Source organism: Yersinia ruckeri ATCC 29473, from assembly GCF_000754815.1.
Classification (GTDB): Bacteria; Pseudomonadota; Gammaproteobacteria; order Enterobacterales; family Enterobacteriaceae; genus Yersinia; species Yersinia ruckeri.
This window is the reverse complement of record NZ_KN150747.1, coordinates 1887394-1907552: the sequence shown is the minus strand read 5'-3', so window position 1 is coordinate 1907552 and position 20159 is coordinate 1887394. Positions and strand designations below refer to the sequence as shown.

The following is a 20159-nucleotide window of genomic DNA, read 5'->3' as shown; positions in this document are numbered from 1 at the left end:
AGTCAGCATCAACACATTCTTAGAGCGGCTGAGTCATTAATCCAACCGAAGTGACACCAGCCTGGTGGAGCATATTCAGCGCCTTGATGATTTCATCATAAGGCACTTCTTTGGCACCACCGATTAGGAACACGGTTTTCGGATTGGCGGTCAAACGCGCCTTTGCTTCCGCAATAACCTGCTGCTCTGGCAACTGTTCCAGCCGCTGATGATCGACCACCACTGTGTATTGACCAACACCAGAAACTTCCACAATTACCGGCGGATTATCATCGCTGGATACTGTTTTCGAGTCCGTAGCATCAGGCAAATCTACCTCAACACTTTGCGTAATGATGGGTGCTGTTGCCATAAAAATCAGCAATAAAACCAGCAGTACGTCGAGCAAGGGAACAATGTTAATTTCAGACTTAAGCTCGCGACGTTTACGACCACGTACTCGCGCCATACAACCCCCTACTTATTTGCTCTCGGTGCTGGCGAAAGCCTGGCGATGCAGAATAGCGATGAACTCTTCCATAAAGTTGTCATAGTTCTGCTCAAGCTTGCTGACATGCAGATTAAGGCGGTTATACGCCATAACGGCAGGGATGGCTGCAAATAGACCAATCGCGGTAGCAATCAGTGCTTCTGCAATCCCTGGCGCAACCATCTGCAATGTCGCTTGCTTCACCGCACCCAGAGAAATAAAGGCATGCATAATCCCCCATACTGTACCAAACAGGCCAATATACGGACTGATTGAACCAACAGTACCGAGGAACGGAATATGATTTTCCAACGCTTCCAATTCACGGTTCATCGAAATACGCATGGCGCGAGAAGCACCGTCGATAACCGCTTCAGGAGCGTGGCTGTTTGCACGGTGTAAACGGGCAAATTCTTTAAAACCTGAGTGGAAGATCTGCTCTGAACCCCCCAGAGTGTCGCGGCGAGCCTGACTTTCTTGATATAAGCGGGAAAGCTCAATACCGGACCAAAATTTGTCTTCGAAAGCTTCAGCATCGCGCGTGGCAGCATTCAGAACTCGCGTTCGTTGAATGATGATCGCCCATGACGCAATAGAAAAGCCCATCAGAACCAGCATAATAAGCTTAACGAATAGGCTTGCCTGCAGGAATAAATCCAGAATGTTCATGTCAGCCACTACTTAAACTCCGCGACAATAGACTTAGGAAGCGCTCTTGGCTTCATTTGGTGTGGTTCGATGCATGCGATCAATACTTCTGCACTACTCAGAAGATTGCCATGAGAATCGAAAATTCGTTGAGCAAACGAGAGAGAAGCCCCTCGCATTTCGGTAATCTCGCTCTCCACTTCAAGCATATCATCAAGACGTGCTGGAGCCAGATATTCTACCGTCATGCGTCGGACAGCGAAAGCAACATGCTCACTGAGCAATTGCTGCTGGTGAAAATTGCGTTGGCGCAACATTTCTGTGCGCGCTCTTTCGTAAAAGGCAACGTAGCGCGCGTGATAAACCACGCCACCAGCATCGGTATCTTCAAAATAGACGCGAACCGGCCATCGAAACAACGTATTACTCACTCTACTTCCCAGTAATGCAATTAACGGAGACACTATACTGAAGAGCGATTCGCTTTGGAATGACTTGCAAGGTGAGAACGAAAATAATTATGGGTCGGACGACCCATAAGGCAAATTAGCTGCAAGATTAGGCGAAAAAATGAAAAATTCCCGCGCCCAAGATCACAATTGCAGGAAGTGGCGAGAAAAAAGCCCTCAGCCAGACCCGCTGCGGTCGAAAACCTACGCCATGGATGACCCCGGTACAGACGGCCCACACTAAAAACACCTCCTGCCAGACTGCCAGTGAACTGGTGGCCGCCGCAAAACGCGAGGGGTCCCAGAAAACGCAGAATGCCAAGGTAAAGGCGAGAATAAGTGAAAGGGCCCGCAGCGGGCCCTTATCCATTAAAGCGTACAACTTATCGGACAACATCGTCGCTGCCGTTATTGGCTGCTTTCGCTGCCGCATTGGCCTCACTCTGCTCTAATGCCAGAGCAGTAATGATACCAAAGGAGCAGGCCAGAAGTGTTCCGAGAATCCAGGCAAAATACCACATGCTATATGCTCCTTAGTACAGTGAATGCTTGTTGTTATCGATAAATTCTTTATCAATACGACCAAACATCTTGTAGTAGCACCAACTGGTGTAGATCAAGATAATCGGTACAAAGATGATAGCAACGATAGTCATCACTTTCAGCGTCAGCAGGCTAGATGTCGCATCCCACATAGTCAGACTGATGTTTGGCACAGTGCTGGACGGCATAACGAACGGGAACATGGTGACCCCAGCTGTCAAAATCACACAGGCAATAGTCAGTGATGAGGAGATAAACGCCAATGCACCTTTTTCCATCCGCGAGAACAAAATCGTGAACAGTGGCAGAATGACACCTAGCGCAGGCAATGCCCACAGGCTTGGGTATTTGTTGAAGTTAATCAACCAAGCTCCGGCCTGATGTGCGACTTCTTTACGCATTGGATTGGATTCTGCAGCCGTATTGAGTGCTGACGTGATCACAAAGCCGTCAATCCCCTTCACTACCCAGATACCTGCCAACAGGAAGGCCACACCCATCACCAACGCACAAATCTGTGCAGCAGCGCGAGAACGCAGGTGGACTTCACCACGGGTGCGCATTTGCAGGTAAGTTGCACCTTGTGTGACTAACATAGTCAGGCTGACAACCCCCGCCAACAGACCAAACGGGTTGAGCAACTGGAAAAAGTTACCGGTATAGAACAAGCGCATATAGGTATCCATATGGAATGGAACACCCTGCAACAAGTTACCGAAGGCCACGCCAAATACCACCGCAGGAACGAAGCTACCGATAAAGATGCCCCAGTCCCACATGTTGCGCCAACGGCTGTTTTCCAGTTTCGAACGGTAGTCAAAACCTACGGGCCGGAAGAACAACGCTGCCAGCACCAGAATCATCGCAATATAGAAACCGGAGAACGCTGCGGCGTAGACCATCGGCCAAGCAGCAAACAGCGCGCCACCAGCGGTAATCAGCCAAACCTGATTGCCGTCCCAGTGGGGAGCAATCGAGTTAATCATGATCCGCCGCTCGGTATCGGTTTTACCGATGATGCGCAGTAAAATACCGACGCCCATGTCAAAACCATCGGTGACGGCGAAACCTATCAGTAGCACACCAATCAGTAGCCACCAGATAAATCGTAATACTTCATAATCAAACATAAGTGGACTCCTGTTTACCGTGCTTCTTGCGCAGGCGCAGTCGGCTGTTCAAAATGATAGCGACCGGTTTTCAGGCTGCTTGGCCCCAGACGCGCAAATTTGAACATCAGGTACATTTCTGCGACCAGGAACAGCGTATACAGACCGCAAATCAGCCCCATGGAGAACAGGATATCTCCTGCTGTTACCGATGAGTTTGCAATGGCAGTTGGCAACACTTCACCAATGGCCCACGGCTGACGGCCATACTCTGCCACAAACCAACCCGCTTCAACCGCGATCCAAGGTAATGGAATACCCCAAAGCGCCAAGCGGTGCAGCCATTTCTTCTCACCAATACGGCCACGACAAACGTTGTAGAACGAAAGACCGATAATCAGCAGCAGCAGGAAGCCACATACCACCATGATGCGGAATGCGAAGTACAACGGCAGAACCTTGGGAATAGAATCTTTGGCTGCCAACTGAATTTGTGCTTCAGTGGCGTCGGTTACGTTCGGCGTATAACGCTTCAGCAACAAGCCATAGCCCAGATCCTGTTTGGTTTTATTGAACTCAGCGCGAATCGCTGGATCGGTGTTACCTGCACGCAACTGTTCCAGCAAGTGATAAGCCTGAATACCATTACGGATACGGACTTCATGCTGAGACATCAGATCGCGCAGGCCAATAACCGGCGTATCCAATGAACGGGTTGCGATCAAACCTAATGCATAAGGAATCTGAATGGCAAAGGCATTCTCCATTTTTTCCTGATTAGGGATAGCAAACAGAGTAAAGGCAGCCGGAGGCGGTTGCGTTTCCCATTCAGCTTCAATGGCAGCAAGTTTGGTTTTCTGAACGTCACCCATTTCGTAACCGGATTCATCACCCAGAACAATAACGGACAATGTCGCGGCTAAACCAAAGCTGGCTGCAATAGCAAAGGAACGTTTGGCAAACGGAATATCACGGCCTTTCAACAGATAGTACGAGCTGATACCCAGAACAAACATCGCACCGGTAACATAACCAGCAGCAACGGTATGCACGAATTTCACCTGAGCAACTGGGTTAAGAACCAGTTCGGAGAAACTTAGCATTTCCATCCGCATGGTTTCAAAGTTGAAATCCGCCGCAATTGGGTTTTGCATCCAACCGTTGGCAACCAGAATCCACAGCGCTGAGAAGTTAGACCCTAATGCAACCAACCAGGTCACCGCCAGATGCTGATGTTTACTTAACCGATCCCAACCAAAGAAGAAGAGACCAACAAAAGTAGATTCCAGGAAGAACGCCATTAAACCTTCGATGGCCAGAGGGGCACCGAAAATATCACCGACGTAATGAGAGAAATATGACCAGTTAGTCCCGAACTGGAACTCCATGGTCAAACCCGTAGCGACCCCTAGTGCGAAGTTAATAGCGAATAACTTGCCCCAGAATTTGGTCATATCTTTATAGATTTGTTTACCAGACAGTACGTAAACCGTTTCCATAATTGCCAGCAAAAACGCCATACCCAGCGTTAGCGGGACAAATAGGAAATGGTACATAGCCGTTAAGGCAAACTGTAACCGTGACAGTTCGACAATATCAAACATCTTGACTCCTTGCTCCTCGCAGGAAGACTCCGACTTGCGGCAACGCGACCTCCGCTTTAATTGGAAGTCTCATAACTACCAGCAGTGAATGCCCAAAAAAACACAACAAAAATAACAATATCAACTACCCAGTATTACACCATGCTAATACTACGCTTCTAATCCCACACAATAAATAGGATTTTACGTGACCCAGCGTTGAATCCCACACAATAAATAGGATTTTACGTGACCCAGCGTTGAGTTCTGGCTACAGGTCAACAAACCGACTATTTATCGTTCGGCAGGTAGTTTGATCCAGAACAATTTAAGCTCATATGAACATTATTGCCATATTGAAAACTTGATTTAGAACAATTTTATTCTTCGCATGTTAATTAATCGTTCTTTTATTTTTATATAACCCCTCAGTGTTAAATAAATGTGATTTTATGGTTTATCTAATGCATTATTTTTTCGTTATTATGCGATCAAGATTAACTTTTTTATTTATATTGACGAGGGTGAGTTAAATCACAATTTAGCAATTTATATGAATATATGAGTTCATCTTCAGCGAAGCATTCGCTTGTGTTGCTATTTTGTTGCATCATCAATGCTGTTACACAATGAAATATTGTCCCCTTCAAGAGATAAAAATGAAAAAAACAGTTATCGCCTCGCTACTTTGCTTCAGCACCACCACTCTGGCTAACGAACCTATTAACGTGACAATTCTGGCTACCTCTGACCTTCACGGCACCTTTGTTCCCTGGGATTATGCCAGCGACAGCGAAAATCTGGCTGGCAGTCTGAGCCAAATCGCCACTCAGGTGAAGAAAATCCGCGCCGCACAGCCGAATATCATTTTGGTGGACGCCGGTGACACCCTGCAAGGCAACTTCGTCGAAACCTTCAAGAATGATGCACTAAGCCCGATGATTCTGGGTTTTAATGCCCTGAATTATGATGCCTGGGTGATGGGCAACCATGAGTTCGATTTTGGCCTAAAGGTGCTATCTACCTCACTGAACCAGTTTAAAGGCGCCGCTTTGGCGGGAAATATCTTCTGGGACAGCGGCAAACCTTATCTCCCTGCGTATAAAATCATTGAACGTCAGGGGGTCAAAATCGGCATCATCGGAATGGATACCCCCATGACGGCGGAGTTTGCCAAAGGCACCGATCGTGTTAAGGGCCTGCATTTTACCGATCCGGTGCAAGAAGTTAAGCAAGTTATTCAACAAATTCAGCCACAGGTCGATGCGATTGTGCTGGTCGCTCATATGGGAATTGATAACGAGAATCAGCGTCCGGGTACCGGCGTAGGTGATATCGCTAAAGCCAACCCAGAACTGGCGGCCATTGTTGCGGGCCATATGCACGTCAAAATCGACAAAGCCGTGGTTAACGGTGTGATTATTACCGAGCCAGATAAATATGGCCGAGCGCTTTCCCGCATCGATCTGCAATTTGAAAAACGAGACGGAAAATATCATCTTATTAATAAAGACAGCTACACCTATCCAATCAAAGGTGTTCATTCTGATGTAGCACTTGAAACTATTTATCAGCCTTATCACAATATGTTACGTGCTAACGCCAATCGAATTATTGCTATCCTAAGCGGGGTTGATTTAGTCCCTAAAGATCAGATTAAAGGCATCCCGCAGGTCCATATTCAGGATACTGGTATCAGCGCCCTATTCCAGGAAGCCGTTCGCTACTATGCACCGAAAGCGCAGGTTATTGCCCTACAGATCGATAATGACCGAGCTAAATTAGATCTTGGTGAGATAAAAGCTAAAGATATTGCTTTTAACTACCAGTATGCTGGTGGGGAAATAACCGTTTATCAGCTAACAGGTAAAGAGCTGAAAAAATATATGGAGTGGTCGGCTGATTATTTCAATCAGGTCAAATCCGGCGATGTCACCTACAGTTTTAATCCGCTACGTCGCGCCTCCAAATATTCTACCAACGACTTTTTTGATGGCGTGACCTATACCATCGATCTACGCCAACCCGCTGGCTCACGTATCACCAACCTGCGTTTTAATGACGGCAGTGTCGTCACTGACAGCATGCCTATTCGTTTAGGTATGAACAGCTATCGCATGGGGCATTTAACACAGAAAGGCGGGATACTTGAAGGCCAGATATTCCCGATATTGTCTGATACCAAAGCTGAGTTTGGCGAAGAGGAAGGCACTATCCGTAATCTGACCATTCGCTATCTGACTGAGGTGAAGAAAGGCCAGTATCAGGGAAAAACTGAACAACGCTGGAAACTGGCAGGTCTGGATGGCTATGAACCGCAGCGCCAAATTGTCAGGCAATTAATCAATGATGGGAAAATGACACTCCCGATGACTGAGGATGGCCGCTTTACCAATATCGCGTCAATCAACGTCAAAGATAAGCTGTTTAATGATCAAGCAAGCTACGATGCCGCATTAGCCGCTTTGCGGCAGAAGGTCAGTACGGCGAAAAGCGAACAGAGTAAGCAACAAGCTCAAAATGACATTACGCTGATTACGGCCCTAAATCACTTCTAATACCCAACCCTCACCAAAAACGAGGCTAATCCTCTACCTGGTATCTTTGCTCAAAACGTAAAAAGGCCACCCAAAAAAGGTGGCCATAGGATGTCGAGATAATCGTTATGTTATCTATTCCCATCAACTTAAAGTTGTATCTGCGTTAGCAATAGGCCATAACCCGTCTCAATGACGGGTGGATTTAGCGCCTTGCTACAACTCAAATCATTTTTGGTAACTTACTGAGGTAAAACCATTTTTACCGCTTCACCGATATCAGCCAGACTGCGAACTGTTTTCACACCAGCGGCTTCCAGAGCAGCAAATTTGTCTTCTGCCGTCCCTTTACCACCAGCAATAATTGCGCCAGCATGACCCATACGCTTGCCTTTCGGCGCAGTTACGCCAGCAATGTAACCCACCACCGGTTTGGTCACGTGATCTTTAATATAGGCAGCCGCTTCTTCTTCCGCAGTACCGCCGATCTCACCGATCATCACAATCACTTCTGTTTGTGGATCTTCCTCGAACAGTTTCAGGATATCGATAAAGTTAGACCCTGGGATCGGATCGCCACCAATACCAACGCAGCTTGATTGACCGAAGCCAATATCCGTTGTCTGCTTGACCGCTTCATAAGTCAGGGTACCAGAGCGGGAAACGATACCCACTTTACCCGCCAAATGAATATGGCCTGGCATGATACCGATTTTACATTCATCTGGCGTGATAACACCTGGGCAATTCGGGCCGATCATACGCACGCCGCTTTCTTCCAGTTTCACCTTGATAACCAGCATATCTAATGTAGGAATACCTTCAGTGATACAGATAATCAGCTTAATGCCAGCGTCGATCGCTTCCAGAATCGAGTCTTTACAGAACGGAGCCGGAACGTAGATAACCGAGGCCGTTGCGCCTGTCGTTTCGACCGCTTCACGTACAGTATTAAATACTGGCAGACCCAAATGCTCAGTGCCGCCTTTGCCTGGCGTGACACCGCCAACCATTTTGGTACCGTAGGCAATCGCCTGTTCGGAGTGGAAAGTCCCTTGACCGCCGGTGAAGCCCTGGCAAATAACTTTAGTATCTTTATTGATTAAAATAGACATTATTTACTCCCCACTGCCGCAACAACTTGCTGAGCCGCATCTGTCAGGCTGGTCGCAGCAATGATATTCAAACCGCTGTCTGCCAGTTTCTTGGCACCCAACTCTGCGTTATTCCCTTCCAAACGCACCACCACAGGAACGTTAACGCCGACTTCTGCCACTGCACCAATAATGCCGTCTGCAATTAGATCACAACGTACAATACCACCAAAGATATTCACCAGAACCGCTTTCACCTTGTCGTCAGACAGAATGATTTTAAATGCCTCGGTTACACGTTCTTTGGTTGCGCCACCACCGACATCAAGGAAGTTAGCCGGTTCGCCGCCGTGCAGTTTTACAATGTCCATCGTGCCCATTGCTAAACCTGCGCCATTTACCATACAGCCGATGTTGCCATCCAGCGCGACATAGTTCAGTTCCCACTGTGCAGCCTGCGCTTCACGGGCATCTTCCTGAGACTGGTCACGCATTTCACGCAGCTCTGGTTGACGGAACAATGCATTGCCATCCGCACCCAGTTTGCCATCCAGACACACTAGATCGCCCTGCTTGGTGATCACCAGTGGGTTGATCTCAACCATCGCCAGGTCGCGCTCCAGGAACAGTGCCGCCAGCCCCATAAAGATCTTGGTAAATTGGCTGACCTGTTTGCCGCTCAAACCTAGCTTGAACGCTAATTCACGACCTTGATATGGCTGCGGGCCAGTCAATGGGTCAAGCGCAATCTTGTGAATCAGTTCCGGTGTTTCTTCCGCAACTTTCTCGATTTCAACACCACCTTCAGTTGAAGCCATGAAAATTACACGGCGAGAAGCGCGATCGACCACCGCTCCCAGATACAGTTCTTTATCGATATCAGTCGCTGCTTCAACCAGAATTTGGTGAACTGGCTGGCCATGAGCATCAGTCTGGTAAGTGACCAATTGCTTGCCTAACCATTGCTCGGCGAAAGCACGAATTTCTTCTTTGCTTTTAACCACTTTCACGCCGCCCGCTTTACCGCGACCACCCGCATGAACCTGACATTTTACCACCCAAGGAGCGGAACCGATTTTTGATGCGGCTTCTTCTGCTTCACGAGGCGTGCTACAGGCAAAACCGGTTGGAGCGGGTAAGCCATACCGAGCAAACAGTTGTTTGGCCTGATATTCGTGTAAATTCATGATGTTCTATCCATATAAAGTCTGAAAACGGGGAGAAGCCTACAGTGTCTAGATAACACCGCTCAGGGTTCCACCGTTATTAGCACATAGGTTGTTATGGCATCAGGTGCCTGTAATCCGGGATTTCACCCAGTCAACAGGCAACCTTTACCAGTTATCTTTTTTATACGTCGAGCAGCAGACGAGCCGGATCTTCCAGCATCTCTTTCACCGTAACCAGATAGCCGACAGATTCACGGCCATCGATCAAACGGTGATCGTAGGAGAGCGCCAGATACATCATTGGCAAGATCACTACCTGACCATTAACCGCCATAGGACGATCTTTAATGGCATGCATGCCCAAGATTGCGCTTTGTGGTGGGTTGATGATCGGCGTAGACATCAAGGATCCGAACACGCCGCCGTTAGTAATGGTGAAATTACCGCCGGTCAGTTCTTCAACTTTCAGTTTGCCATCACGGCCTTTAACAGCCAATTCTTTGATTTTTTTCTCAATATCCGCCATACCCAGCGTGTCTACATCACGTAGAACCGGGGTAACCAAGCCGCGCGGAGTCGAAACCGCAATGCTGACATCGAAGTAATTGTGGTAAACCACGTCTTCACCATCGATGGAAGCATTCACTTCTGGATAACGTTTTAGCGCCTCAACAACCGCTTTAATGTAGAAGGACATAAAGCCCAGACGTACACCGTGACGTTTTTCAAAAGCTTCACCGTATTGCTTACGCAAATCCATGATTGGCTGCATGTTGATTTCATTGAAAGTCGTCAACATGGCGGTGCTGTTTTTCGCTTCCAGCAGACGCTCGGCCACCCGCTTGCGCAAGCGAGTCATAGGCACGCGTTTTTCACTGCGGCTACCCAAGGCAGGAACTGGCATTTCTACTTTGGCTTCAGCAACCTTAGGTGCCGCCAGCCTGGTAGCCAAATGCTGGTCTACGTCTTCGCGGGTGATACGCCCACCCACGCCACTGCCTTTGATTGCGCTAGCATCAAGAGAATGCTCGGCAATCAGGCGGCGAATTGCCGGGCTGAGCGCATCGTTGTTCTCTTCTTCCAGGCTGGCGGTTTGACGCTGAGCAGGAGTGGATTCTTTGCTCTGGTTCTTCTCTTCTGTTGGTTTACCTGAGCTGTCACCCGGACGGATACGACCTAGAATCTGGCGGGAAAGTACGGTTGCACCTTCATCTTCCAGAATCGAGTCCAGAATCCCGGCTTCGCTGGCAGGCACTTCAAGTACCACTTTGTCAGTTTCGATTTCTACCAGGACTTCGTCACGTTGAACGCTGTCGCCCGGTTTTTTATGCCAAGTGGCGACTGTCGCATCCGCGACGGACTCAGGTAGGTCAGGAACCAGAATATCTACGCTACTCATTATCTATCCCTTGTGTATTAAACCATTAGCTATTCGACGTTCAACGCGTCATTAACCAGACTCTGTTGCTGTTTCTGGTGCACAGACATATAACCTACTGCCGGAGAAGCCGAAGCTGGGCGACCGGCATAACGTAAAGAGGAACCGAATGGGATCACTTCACGGAAGTTATGTTGACTACAGTACCAGGCACCCTGATTCAGTGGTTCTTCTTGACACCAGACAAAGTCATGTACGTGGGCATACTGCTCCAGAACCGCTTGAACTGCCTGATGCGGGAATGGATATAGTTGCTCGATACGCACAATAGCGACATCTTTTTGATCGTTCTTACGGCGCTGTTCCAATAAGTCGTAATAAACCTTACCCGAACACATTACAACGCGTTTCACCGCTTTTGGATCCAACTCGTCAATTTCACCGATTGCGGGTAGGAAGGTACCGTTAGCCAGTTCATCAAGAGAAGACACCGCCAGTGGATGGCGCAGCAAGGATTTTGGTGACATCACCACTAACGGACGGCGCATACCGCGCAACGCTTGACGGCGTAACATGTGGTAAACCTGAGCCGGAGTGGACGGAATGCACACCTGCATATTTTGTTCGGCGCACAATTGCAGATAGCGTTCCAGACGGGCGGAGGAGTGCTCCGGGCCTTGTCCTTCATAACCATGCGGCAATAACATCACCAGGCCGCACATACGGCCCCACTTCTGTTCACCAGAACTGATGAACTGGTCGATCACTACCTGAGCACCGTTGGCAAAGTCACCGAACTGTGCTTCCCAGATGGTCAGGGTGCGTGGTTCAGCCGTTGCATAACCGTATTCAAAAGCCAGTACCGCTTCTTCAGATAACACTGAATCCCAGACGGTAAAATCACCCTGACCGCTGTGAATATTCGCCAGAGGGATATAAACAGAACCATTTTTCTGATTATGAATAACCGCATGGCGATGGAAGAAAGTACCACGACCCGCATCTTCCCCTGACAGGCGAATCGGAATGCCTTCATCCACCAACGTAGCGTAGGCCAGCGTTTCAGCCGCGCCCCAATCGAATGGCTTGTTTCCTGCCGCCATTTCAGCACGATCGCCGTAGATTTTTGCTACGCGAGACTGCATTTCAACGGCTTCCGGAGCCTGACTGATCCGACGCGCCAGCTCTTGCAGACGTTTCATTTCAACTTTGCTCGGATATTCCTCATCCCACTCATGGTTCAGATACGGAGACCAGGTAAAAGATTGCAGATTCATCGGACGCCATTCTTCAACCACGCAATCTCCGTGATCCAGCGCATCGCGATACAGGTTGACCATTTCCGTGGCATCTTCCTGGCCAGCAATTTTTTGCTCAGTCAGCTTGTCAGCATAGATTTTGCGCGGCGTTGGGTGTTTTTTAATCTTCTGATACATCACTGGCTGAGTGGCACTTGGCTCATCGGCTTCGTTATGGCCGTGGCGGCGGTAACAGACCAGATCGATCATCACGTCACGTTTAAAGGTGTTACGGAAATCCAACGCCAGACGGGTAACAAACGCCACAGCTTCAGGATCATCAGCATTGACGTGGAAAATCGGCGCCTGCACCATTTTGGCAATATCGGTACAGTATTGGGTGGAACGAGCATCCTGCGGATTGGACGTAGTGAAACCAATCTGGTTGTTAATGACAATACGCACGGTACCGCCAACTTCATAACCCCGCGCCTGCGACATATTCAGGGTTTCCTGAACTACGCCCTGCCCTGCAATGGCCGCATCACCGTGAATGGTGATTGGCAGAACCATATTGCTGCGGGCTTTATCAAGACGGTCACGACGGGCACGAACAGAGCCGATCACCACTGGGCTGACAATTTCCAGGTGAGAAGGGTTAAAGGCCAGCGCCAAGTGAACCAGGCCGCCTTCGGTTTCTACGTCGGAAGAGAAGCCTTGGTGATATTTAACGTCACCGGTACCCAAATGTTCTTTATGCTTGCCAGCAAACTCATCGAACAGATCTTCCGGTTTTTTACCCAACACGTTGATCAGGACGTTCAGGCGACCACGGTGAGCCATCCCCAATACCACTTCACGGGTACCGTTTTTCCCTGCGTGACGGATCATTTCTTTCAGCATGGTGATTAACGAGTCGCCGCCTTCCAGCGAAAATCGTTTAGCTCCGGGGAATTTGGCGCCTAAATAACGCTCCAGCCCTTCCGCAGCCGTCAGCTCGCTCAGGAAACGACGTTTCTCATCATTACTGAACGTTGGTTTCCCTACGACAGATTCGATGCGTTGCTGAATCCAGCGTTTCTCTTCCGTGTTGGTGATATGCATATACTCGGCACCGATAGACCCGCAATAGGTCTGTTTCAGCGCGGCATACAGATCAGCCAACTTCATGGTTTCTTTGCCGATGGCAAAAGAACCGACGTTGAAAGTGTTCTGGAAGTCTTCTTCGGTCAGGTGATGGTAAGCAGGTTCAAGGTCTGGCACCTCTTCCTGTTTCCACAACCCCAGAGGATCAAGATTTGCATGCTGATGACCGCGGAAGCGGAAGGCGTTGATTAGCTGCAACACCTTAACTTGTTTGGCATCAGTATCAGGATCGTTGATCGCGGAGTGATAACGAGTGGTGTCTTTCGCCAGCCGGCGGAAGTACTCACGCGTTTGAGAGTGTAATTGATCAGGTTTTACACCCGTAGTCGGTAGCTGTTGAAATATTGAACGCCAGCTATCATCAACGGAACCAGGGTCTGTCAAAAAATCTTCATAGAGCTGCTCTATGTAGGACTGGTTTGCGCCCGCCAGATAGGAGGAATCCAGCCAGACCTTCATTGCGCCGTTCTGCATCATGATCCCTTAAGCTTTAAAGCTTCAGTTTTCGCCGTGGTTAACATATATACCGTGAAGTAAACGGTTTGCCGTAAAGACGGTTCACTCGACGTGCTCGATGCACGTTCTGTTATGGACCTTATCGGCCCCTTTCAAGGAACCTCTAGAAACAGACACATCGCCAGTTTTTAGAGATTCCCTACCTTTTTATATCACCTGGGAAGAAACTCCCAGGCGACATAAACTCATATCACGCACTTCGTTGCAATAACATAGACTTAATATGGCCTATTGCGCGAGTAGGATTAAGGCCTTTTGGGCAAACACTCACACAATTCATAATACTGTGACAACGGAAGACACTAAAAGCGTCGTTAAGGTCATCCAAACGGGGTTGCGTTTCAGTATCGCGGCTATCAATCAGGAAACGGTAAGCGGCGAGCAAACCGGCCGGGCCGACAAATTTATCCGGATTCCACCAGAACGACGGACAAGAGGTTGAACAACAGGCGCACAGGATACATTCGTACAAACCATCCAGTTTTGCCCGCTCTTCCGGCGACTGAAGATGTTCACGAGCGGGCGGATTTTTGCCATCATTGAGCAGATAGGGCTTAATTTTCTCGTATTGGGTGTAGAACTGCCCCATATCAACCACTAAATCACGTACGACTGGTAGCCCCGGTAATGGGCGGATCACTATCTTCTTATTGCCATTGACCAATGCCGATACCGGCGTGATGCAAGCCAGACCATTTTTACCGTTCATGTTCAGGCCATCAGAGCCGCAAACGCCTTCACGGCATGAGCGACGGAATGACAGGGTTGGATCTTGTTCTTTCAACTGGATAAGTGCGTCCAGCAGCATCATATCCCGGCCTTCTTCCGCTTCCAGGCTGTAATCCTGCATATGCGGCGCGTCGTCAACGTCCGGGTTATAACGATAAATCGAAAATTCGAGTTTCATGACTCACTCCTCCGCAACGGGTTAACTCGGTAAACACATCAGTAAGAACGCACTTTCGGCGGGAAAGCCGCGCGTAGCTTCGGCTGCATGTTCACCTCACGACGGGTCATGCTCTCAGTTTTCGGCAGATACAACGAGTGGCACAACCAGTTCGCATCGTCACGCTCCGGGAAGTCGAAACGGCTGTGTGCGCCACGACTTTCGGTGCGGAAGTTAGCGGAGACTGCGGTGGAAAACGCGGTTTCCATCAAATTTTCCAGTTCCAGACATTCAATGCGCTGGGTATTAAATTCACTGGAAGTATCGTCCAAGCGCGCATTTTTCAGACGTTCACGAATCACTTTCAGCTCTTCCAATCCCTTAGCCATAGCATCGCCTTCGCGGAATACCGAGAAGTTGTTCTGCATACAGGCCTGCAAGGCTTTGCGGATCTCAACTGGATCTTCGCCTGACGGGGTGTTGTTCCAGCGGTTCATCCGATCCAGAGAGGCATCGATATCAGAATCACTGGCATCGCGACTCGGCCCCTGTTCCATTAATGATTCTTGCAAATGCATACCGGCAGCACGACCAAACACCACCAGATCCAGCAGCGAGTTACCGCCCAAGCGGTTAGCGCCATGCACCGAGACGCAGGCAATTTCGCCCACGGCAAACAGACCTGGAATCACCACGTCTTCACCTTTTTCATTCACGGTAATAGCCTGACCGGTTACTTTGGTCGGAATTCCGCCCATCATATAGTGACAGGTCGGAATCACCGGAATCGGCTCTTTAACCGGATCAACGTGAGCAAAGGTGCGGGATAATTCAAGAATGCCCGGCAGACGGGATTCCAGAACATCTTTACCCAAATGATCCAGTTTCAGCTTGGCATGTGGACCCCAAGGACCGTCACAGCCGCGACCTTCGCGAATTTCGATCATGATCGAGCGCGCCACCACATCGCGCCCCGCCAGATCTTTGGCATTTGGCGCATAGCGTTCCATAAAGCGTTCGCCGTGTTTATTCAGCAAATATCCGCCTTCACCACGACAACCTTCGGTCACCAACACGCCCGCGCCCGCGATACCGGTTGGGTGGAACTGCCACATTTCCATATCCTGAACCGGTACACCGGCACGCAATGCCATGCCGATACCGTCACCGGTATTAATATGAGCGTTGGTGGTGGACTGATAAATACGCCCTGCACCACCGGTCGCCAACACCGTTGCTTTTGCTTTGAAATACACCACTTCGCCGGTTTCGATACAGATGGCGGTACAACCAACAAAGGCACCGTCCTGATTCTTAACCAAATCCAACGCATACCACTCGGAGAAAATAGTGGTGTGGTTTTTCAAGTTCTGTTGATAAAGCGTATGTAACAACGCATGGCCGGTACGATCAGCTGCCGCCGCAGTACGTGCCGCCTGACCTTCACCAAAGTTCAGTGACTGCCCCCCGAACGGACGCTGATAAATAGAGCCATCTTCCAGACGGGAGAAAGGCAGCCCCATGTGTTCAAGTTCCAACACCGCTTCCGGGCCAGTTTTACACATATATTCAATCGCATCCTGGTCACCGATATAATCGGAGCCTTTCACCGTGTCATACATGTGCCATTCCCAGTTATCTTCATGGGTGTTACCCAGCGCAACGGTAATACCGCCCTGCGCTGATACCGTATGGGAACGGGTTGGAAATACTTTGGAAATCAGGGCACAAGACAGCCCCATTTGAGAAATCTGCAAGGCGGCACGCATACCCGCACCACCCGCACCCACAACAACAGCATCAAACTCTCTGACCGGCAGTTTCATTTAAGCTCCCCACACCACAATAGTTCCGTACAATAAGTAGACCAGTAACGTGATAACCACGACCAGTTGTAACACCAGCCGCAATGCTAATGGCTTTATATAGTCTGTGAGTACCTGCCACAGCCCAATCCACGCGTGAGCGAGAATCGACAACAGTGTCAGCAAGGTAAAGACTTTGGTGATGGAAGAGGCGAAAAAGCCACGCCAGATTTCGTAGGTGATATCCGGGGCAATAGCAACAAAGCCCAAGATGTAGAGTACAAACAGGGTAATGACGATCGCAGACGCACGCAGAAGCAGCCAATCGTGTACACCATTACGCCCTAATGCAGAAGCATTGCTTACCATACCAAGACTCCAGCCAGAACTGACAGCACCAAGGTTAATCCCATTGCCACTTGGGCAGAACGGGTACCCGCAGCCAAACTCTCTTCGATATAACCAAAATCCATTAATACGTGGCGGATACCGACGATGATGTGGTAGGCCAACGCAGTGAGGATTCCCCAGAAGATGAATTTAACAATGAAGCTATTCATGATGGCAGCGGCCTGCATGAATCCCTCGGAAGACGAGAGAGACAAACCCAGTAGCCAGAGGAGGATACCCACAGCAACGAAGGTAATGACGCCAGAGACTCGATGTAAGATGGACGCGATCGCAGTAATAGGAAATCGGATGGTTTGCAGATCCAAGTTGACAGGTCTTTGTTTTTTCACGGTTTTGCCCACACAGCTCTTATTATTTTCCTTCCTCCGGCCTGGGCAGGGATCAGACAGCATTAAGAGTCGTAACCCTTCACATCACAAATTTCGATACCACGTCCTGAGTACAAAAAATGTGTGCTCTGTATAACGCTGGGTGCTCCTACTTCAGGGTAATCCGGAGACCTAGCGGCAGTATAGGGGGTTCACATTCTTATTACAATTCCCACACAAACTGATTAATAACATTTCCCTTGAACAGTGATTAGGATCACGATTCACACAATTTAAATAAAATTAATTATCTGATTTGACAAAGAATAAACACTTCCATTACAACTAAGGGCTAAATAAGCTCTATGATGCGTGAAAGGTCTACAGATACACTTCCCCATGAGCATGAGTTATGCAACAGTGTATAAAGTAAATATCCACACATAGACTGTAGGCAATGATAAGAAGAATATAAGTATCCGACAAATCATTAACAATCACGTAACGTCACCTGACTCTTCAGCGTGTTGGACAACCGACCTATTAGCAACATGCTCTGTGCCCTAAATCGCGACTTGAACGATGAAAAAACAGAGTGCTGCTGATAATCTGAAAAACGCGTCGCAGGCACAAAAGACATTACCGTTGTTAAGGATTTTAAAATATAGCGCTAAGGAGACTGTAAATGGCTGACAAGAAAGCGACGCTAAATTTGACTGGCGAAGCAGCGATTGAACTGGGCGTACTCACCCCGACTCTGGGCACCGATGTTATCGATGTACGAACTTTAGGTTCCAAAGGCTATTTTACCTTTGATCCCGGGTTTACCTCCACGGCGTCTTGCGAATCCAAAATCACCTTTATTGACGGCGATGAAGGTATTTTGCTGCATCGTGGCTTCCCTATCGATCAGTTAGCAAAAGAATCCACCTATCTGGAAGTGTGCTACATCCTGCTGTACGGCGAAACACCGACGGCGGAAGAATACGCCACCTTCAAAACCACCGTAACCCGCCACACCATGATTCACGAGCAGATTACCCGTTTGCTGCAAGGCTTCCGTCGTGACTCTCATCCGATGGCGGTACTCTGTGGTGTAACTGGCGCACTGGCCGCTTTCTATCACGATGCACTGGATGTTAACAACGAGCGCCATCGCGAAATAACCGCCTTCCGTCTGCTGTCCAAAATGCCGACCGTTGCCGCGATGTGCTACAAATATTCGTTGGGTCAACCGTTCGTTTATCCACGTAACGACCTGTCTTACGCTGGCAATTTCCTGCACATGATGTTTTCCACTCCGTGTGAGGAGTATAAAGTGAATCCGGTGCTGGAACGCGCCATGGATCGTATCTTGATTCTGCACGCTGACCATGAGCAAAACGCCTCCACCTCTACCGTGCGTACTGCAGGCTCTTCCGGTGCCAACCCGTTTGCCTGCATTGCGGCAGGGATCGCTTCCCTATGGGGACCCGCTCACGGCGGCGCGAACGAAGCCTGTCTGAAAATGTTGGAAGAAATAAAGACGGTTGAGCACATTCCTGAATTTATCCGTCGTGCCAAAGATAAAAATGACTCATTCCGTCTGATGGGATTTGGTCATCGTGTTTACAAAAACCATGACCCGCGCGCCACGGTAATGCGTGAAACCTGCCATGAGGTGTTAAAAGAACTCAACCTGAATGACAACCTGCTGGAAGTGGCGATGGAGCTGGAACGTATCGCGCTGAACGACCCGTACTTCATTGAGAAAAAACTGTACCCGAACGTGGACTTCTACTCAGGTATCATCCTGAAAGCCTTGGGGATTCCTTCTTCCATGTTTACAGTCATCTTTGCGATTGCTCGCACCATCGGCTGGATTGCCCACTGGAATGAAATGCATGACGAAGGTCTGAAAATTGCTCGTCCGCGTCAGCTTTATACCGGTTATGCCGAGCGTGAATTTAACAGTCAGTTGAAGAAATAAGCCGACTGCTAGTTTTTGGTCTGAGTTCAATACGTTGCGGAACTCAGACCTTTTATTTTTATTTAAATAACTTTAATAATTAATATATCAATTTTATTTTAACACCAAATATCAAATTATCTTTTTATGATATAAAATGATTCGTCACTAAGCGAAAATTTTATTTTCCCTTGGAGGCGTTATGGAATTCCCTCGATTAAATAGAACTCACATTTCATTGAAAGTGATGAAGTATAATTTATCTAGCAACAAAGCAATAAAAGGTTTCAAGTTGGTAAGATCCAGACCGGATATTAAATTAAACTTACATCCAAAGCAGGCGAGTCCCGTCCAGTTTTACAAGGCGTTTAATATTAAGGCTTTTTTAGCCAACTCAGATGCCCCCGTACATCTGCACAAACCTTTTTGTGCATATATTAGTGATTTCAGGGGAACGGGTGAATCTGGGATCATGATACATGGTACCCCATGTGGGAATTATGCTGTAACTCCAGGACCAGTAGAATATATTATTGATTCTAAAACCATCGAGAGTAAAAATACCAGATACTTCACTGCCACTCAGTTAGTTCAGTATATCAATACGCAGTCGGGAATAAATTTAAAAGAAGATACAAAGCGATTACATGTCGCGGCTTGTTACGCGGGAAAGCCGGGAGGACTGGCTGATCAACTAGCAACTATTTTAAATAAAAAAACCGTTAGTTATAGTGATGGTAAGATACTCGCAATAAGTGTTGCTGATATTTTAGGGAATAAGAAATCCTTATTAGATGATGGGAATAAAATATTGGCAAATAAAAGATTTACGCATCAAATAAGTATCGAAGCACAACCCACCGAACACCCCCCATCAGTAAAATCAACACCGGTCTAAGCTCAGCGACCAAGGATAAAAGAA

General features: G+C 48.3%; 18 protein-coding genes. 3 read left to right on the top strand and 15 right to left on the bottom strand.

What is annotated here, in order from left to right; genetic code table 11:
- Positions 1–19: 19 nt before the first annotated feature.
- From tolR to cydA, 7 genes are all read right to left on the bottom strand, one after another.
- Positions 20–448, bottom strand: a complete 429-nt coding sequence (gene tolR / locus DJ39_RS08490; RefSeq protein ID WP_004722159.1) for a colicin uptake protein TolR — start codon at positions 446–448, stop codon at positions 20–22.
- A gap of 12 nt (positions 449–460) precedes the next feature.
- Positions 461–1147, bottom strand: a complete 687-nt coding sequence (gene tolQ / locus DJ39_RS08485) for a Tol-Pal system protein TolQ (RefSeq protein WP_038244475.1) — start codon at positions 1145–1147, stop codon at positions 461–463.
- Positions 1147–1548, bottom strand: coding sequence for a tol-pal system-associated acyl-CoA thioesterase (gene ybgC, locus DJ39_RS08480; RefSeq protein ID WP_004722162.1), 402 nt, complete (start codon positions 1546–1548; stop codon positions 1147–1149). Before ybgC ends, tolQ begins: the two co-directional genes overlap by 1 nt.
- Positions 1549–1675: 127 nt before the next feature.
- On the bottom strand, positions 1676–1963 hold the full coding sequence (gene ybgE, locus DJ39_RS08475) for a cyd operon protein YbgE (RefSeq protein ID WP_038244476.1): 288 nt from the start codon (positions 1961–1963) through the stop codon (positions 1676–1678).
- Positions 1950–2087: a cytochrome bd-I oxidase subunit CydX gene (gene cydX, locus DJ39_RS08470; RefSeq protein ID WP_004722165.1), complete on the bottom strand. Its 138-nt coding sequence runs from the start codon at positions 2085–2087 to the stop codon at positions 1950–1952. The genes ybgE and cydX overlap by 14 nt, the downstream gene beginning before the upstream one ends.
- Positions 2088–2099: 12 nt before the next feature.
- A complete protein-coding gene (cydB, locus tag DJ39_RS08465; protein WP_004722168.1) occupies positions 2100–3239 on the bottom strand; it encodes a cytochrome d ubiquinol oxidase subunit II in 1140 nt (379 codons plus the stop codon).
- Between the two features lie 14 nt (positions 3240–3253).
- The gene (cydA, locus tag DJ39_RS08460) at positions 3254–4822 is read right to left on the bottom strand and encodes a cytochrome ubiquinol oxidase subunit I (protein ID WP_004722170.1); all 1569 of its coding nucleotides are present in this window, start codon (positions 4820–4822) and stop codon (positions 3254–3256) included.
- 638 nt (positions 4823–5460) lie between these two features.
- Here cydA and DJ39_RS08455 point away from each other — a divergent pair.
- Positions 5461–7359: a 5'-nucleotidase C-terminal domain-containing protein gene (locus DJ39_RS08455; protein WP_004722171.1), complete on the top strand. Its 1899-nt coding sequence runs from the start codon at positions 5461–5463 to the stop codon at positions 7357–7359.
- A gap of 221 nt (positions 7360–7580) precedes the next feature.
- Here DJ39_RS08455 and sucD read toward each other — a convergent pair whose 3' ends face one another.
- From sucD to sdhC, 8 genes are all read right to left on the bottom strand, one after another.
- Positions 7581–8453, bottom strand: a complete 873-nt coding sequence (gene sucD / locus DJ39_RS08450) for a succinate--CoA ligase subunit alpha (RefSeq protein WP_038244479.1) — start codon at positions 8451–8453, stop codon at positions 7581–7583.
- Positions 8453–9619, bottom strand: a complete 1167-nt coding sequence (gene sucC, locus DJ39_RS08445; RefSeq protein ID WP_004722174.1) for an ADP-forming succinate--CoA ligase subunit beta — start codon at positions 9617–9619, stop codon at positions 8453–8455. Before sucC ends, sucD begins: the two co-directional genes overlap by 1 nt.
- A 163-nt stretch (positions 9620–9782) precedes the next feature.
- Positions 9783–11000, bottom strand: coding sequence for a 2-oxoglutarate dehydrogenase complex dihydrolipoyllysine-residue succinyltransferase (gene odhB, locus DJ39_RS08440; RefSeq protein ID WP_004722175.1), 1218 nt, complete (start codon positions 10998–11000; stop codon positions 9783–9785).
- A 29-nt stretch (positions 11001–11029) separates the two neighbouring features.
- Positions 11030–13837, bottom strand: coding sequence for a 2-oxoglutarate dehydrogenase E1 component (gene sucA, locus DJ39_RS08435; protein WP_038244485.1), 2808 nt, complete (start codon positions 13835–13837; stop codon positions 11030–11032).
- Positions 13838–14069: 232 nt separating this feature from the next.
- The gene (locus DJ39_RS08430) at positions 14070–14786 is read right to left on the bottom strand and encodes a succinate dehydrogenase iron-sulfur subunit (protein WP_004722178.1); all 717 of its coding nucleotides are present in this window, start codon (positions 14784–14786) and stop codon (positions 14070–14072) included.
- Positions 14787–14824: 38 nt separating this feature from the next.
- Positions 14825–16591, bottom strand: coding sequence for a succinate dehydrogenase flavoprotein subunit (gene sdhA / locus DJ39_RS08425; protein ID WP_004722181.1), 1767 nt, complete (start codon positions 16589–16591; stop codon positions 14825–14827).
- On the bottom strand, positions 16592–16939 hold the full coding sequence (gene sdhD, locus DJ39_RS08420; protein ID WP_038244487.1) for a succinate dehydrogenase membrane anchor subunit: 348 nt from the start codon (positions 16937–16939) through the stop codon (positions 16592–16594). It lies immediately after the preceding gene.
- A complete protein-coding gene (gene sdhC / locus DJ39_RS08415) occupies positions 16933–17373 on the bottom strand; it encodes a succinate dehydrogenase cytochrome b556 subunit (RefSeq protein ID WP_256465956.1) in 441 nt (146 codons plus the stop codon). The genes sdhD and sdhC overlap by 7 nt, the downstream gene beginning before the upstream one ends.
- Before the next feature lie 601 nt (positions 17374–17974).
- Between sdhC and DJ39_RS08410 the strand changes: the two genes are divergently transcribed.
- Complete coding sequence (locus tag DJ39_RS08410) at positions 17975–19258, top strand: citrate synthase (protein ID WP_004722187.1); 1284 nt, start codon at positions 17975–17977, stop codon at positions 19256–19258.
- A gap of 181 nt (positions 19259–19439) precedes the next feature.
- On the top strand, positions 19440–20135 hold the full coding sequence (locus tag DJ39_RS08405) for a hypothetical protein (protein WP_004722189.1): 696 nt from the start codon (positions 19440–19442) through the stop codon (positions 20133–20135).
- Positions 20136–20159: the final 24 nt, after the last annotated feature.

Excerpts from the sequence above, each read along its gene's own strand:
- tolR (WP_004722159.1), bottom strand. The coding sequence starts at position 448 with ATGGCGCGAGTACGTGGTCGTAAACGTCGCGAGCTTAAGTCTGAAATT.
- ybgE (WP_038244476.1), bottom strand. The coding sequence starts at position 1,963 with ATGTTGTCCGATAAGTTGTACGCTTTAATGGATAAGGGCCCGCTGCGG.
- cydX (WP_004722165.1), bottom strand. The coding sequence starts at position 2,087 with ATGTGGTATTTTGCCTGGATTCTCGGAACACTTCTGGCCTGCTCCTTT.
- cydB (WP_004722168.1), bottom strand. The coding sequence starts at position 3,239 with ATGTTTGATTATGAAGTATTACGATTTATCTGGTGGCTACTGATTGGT.
- cydA (WP_004722170.1), bottom strand. The coding sequence starts at position 4,822 with ATGTTTGATATTGTCGAACTGTCACGGTTACAGTTTGCCTTAACGGCT.
- DJ39_RS08455 (WP_004722171.1), top strand. The coding sequence starts at position 5,461 with ATGAAAAAAACAGTTATCGCCTCGCTACTTTGCTTCAGCACCACCACT.
- sucD (WP_038244479.1), bottom strand. The coding sequence starts at position 8,453 with ATGTCTATTTTAATCAATAAAGATACTAAAGTTATTTGCCAGGGCTTC.
- sucC (WP_004722174.1), bottom strand. The coding sequence starts at position 9,619 with ATGAATTTACACGAATATCAGGCCAAACAACTGTTTGCTCGGTATGGC.
- odhB (WP_004722175.1), bottom strand. The coding sequence starts at position 11,000 with ATGAGTAGCGTAGATATTCTGGTTCCTGACCTACCTGAGTCCGTCGCG.
- sucA (WP_038244485.1), bottom strand. The coding sequence starts at position 13,837 with ATGCAGAACGGCGCAATGAAGGTCTGGCTGGATTCCTCCTATCTGGCG.
- DJ39_RS08430 (WP_004722178.1), bottom strand. The coding sequence starts at position 14,786 with ATGAAACTCGAATTTTCGATTTATCGTTATAACCCGGACGTTGACGAC.
- sdhA (WP_004722181.1), bottom strand. The coding sequence starts at position 16,591 with ATGAAACTGCCGGTCAGAGAGTTTGATGCTGTTGTTGTGGGTGCGGGT.
- sdhD (WP_038244487.1), bottom strand. The coding sequence starts at position 16,939 with ATGGTAAGCAATGCTTCTGCATTAGGGCGTAATGGTGTACACGATTGG.
- sdhC (WP_256465956.1), bottom strand. The coding sequence starts at position 17,373 with ATGCTGTCTGATCCCTGCCCAGGCCGGAGGAAGGAAAATAATAAGAGC.
- DJ39_RS08410 (WP_004722187.1), top strand. The coding sequence starts at position 17,975 with ATGGCTGACAAGAAAGCGACGCTAAATTTGACTGGCGAAGCAGCGATT.
- DJ39_RS08405 (WP_004722189.1), top strand. The coding sequence starts at position 19,440 with ATGGAATTCCCTCGATTAAATAGAACTCACATTTCATTGAAAGTGATG.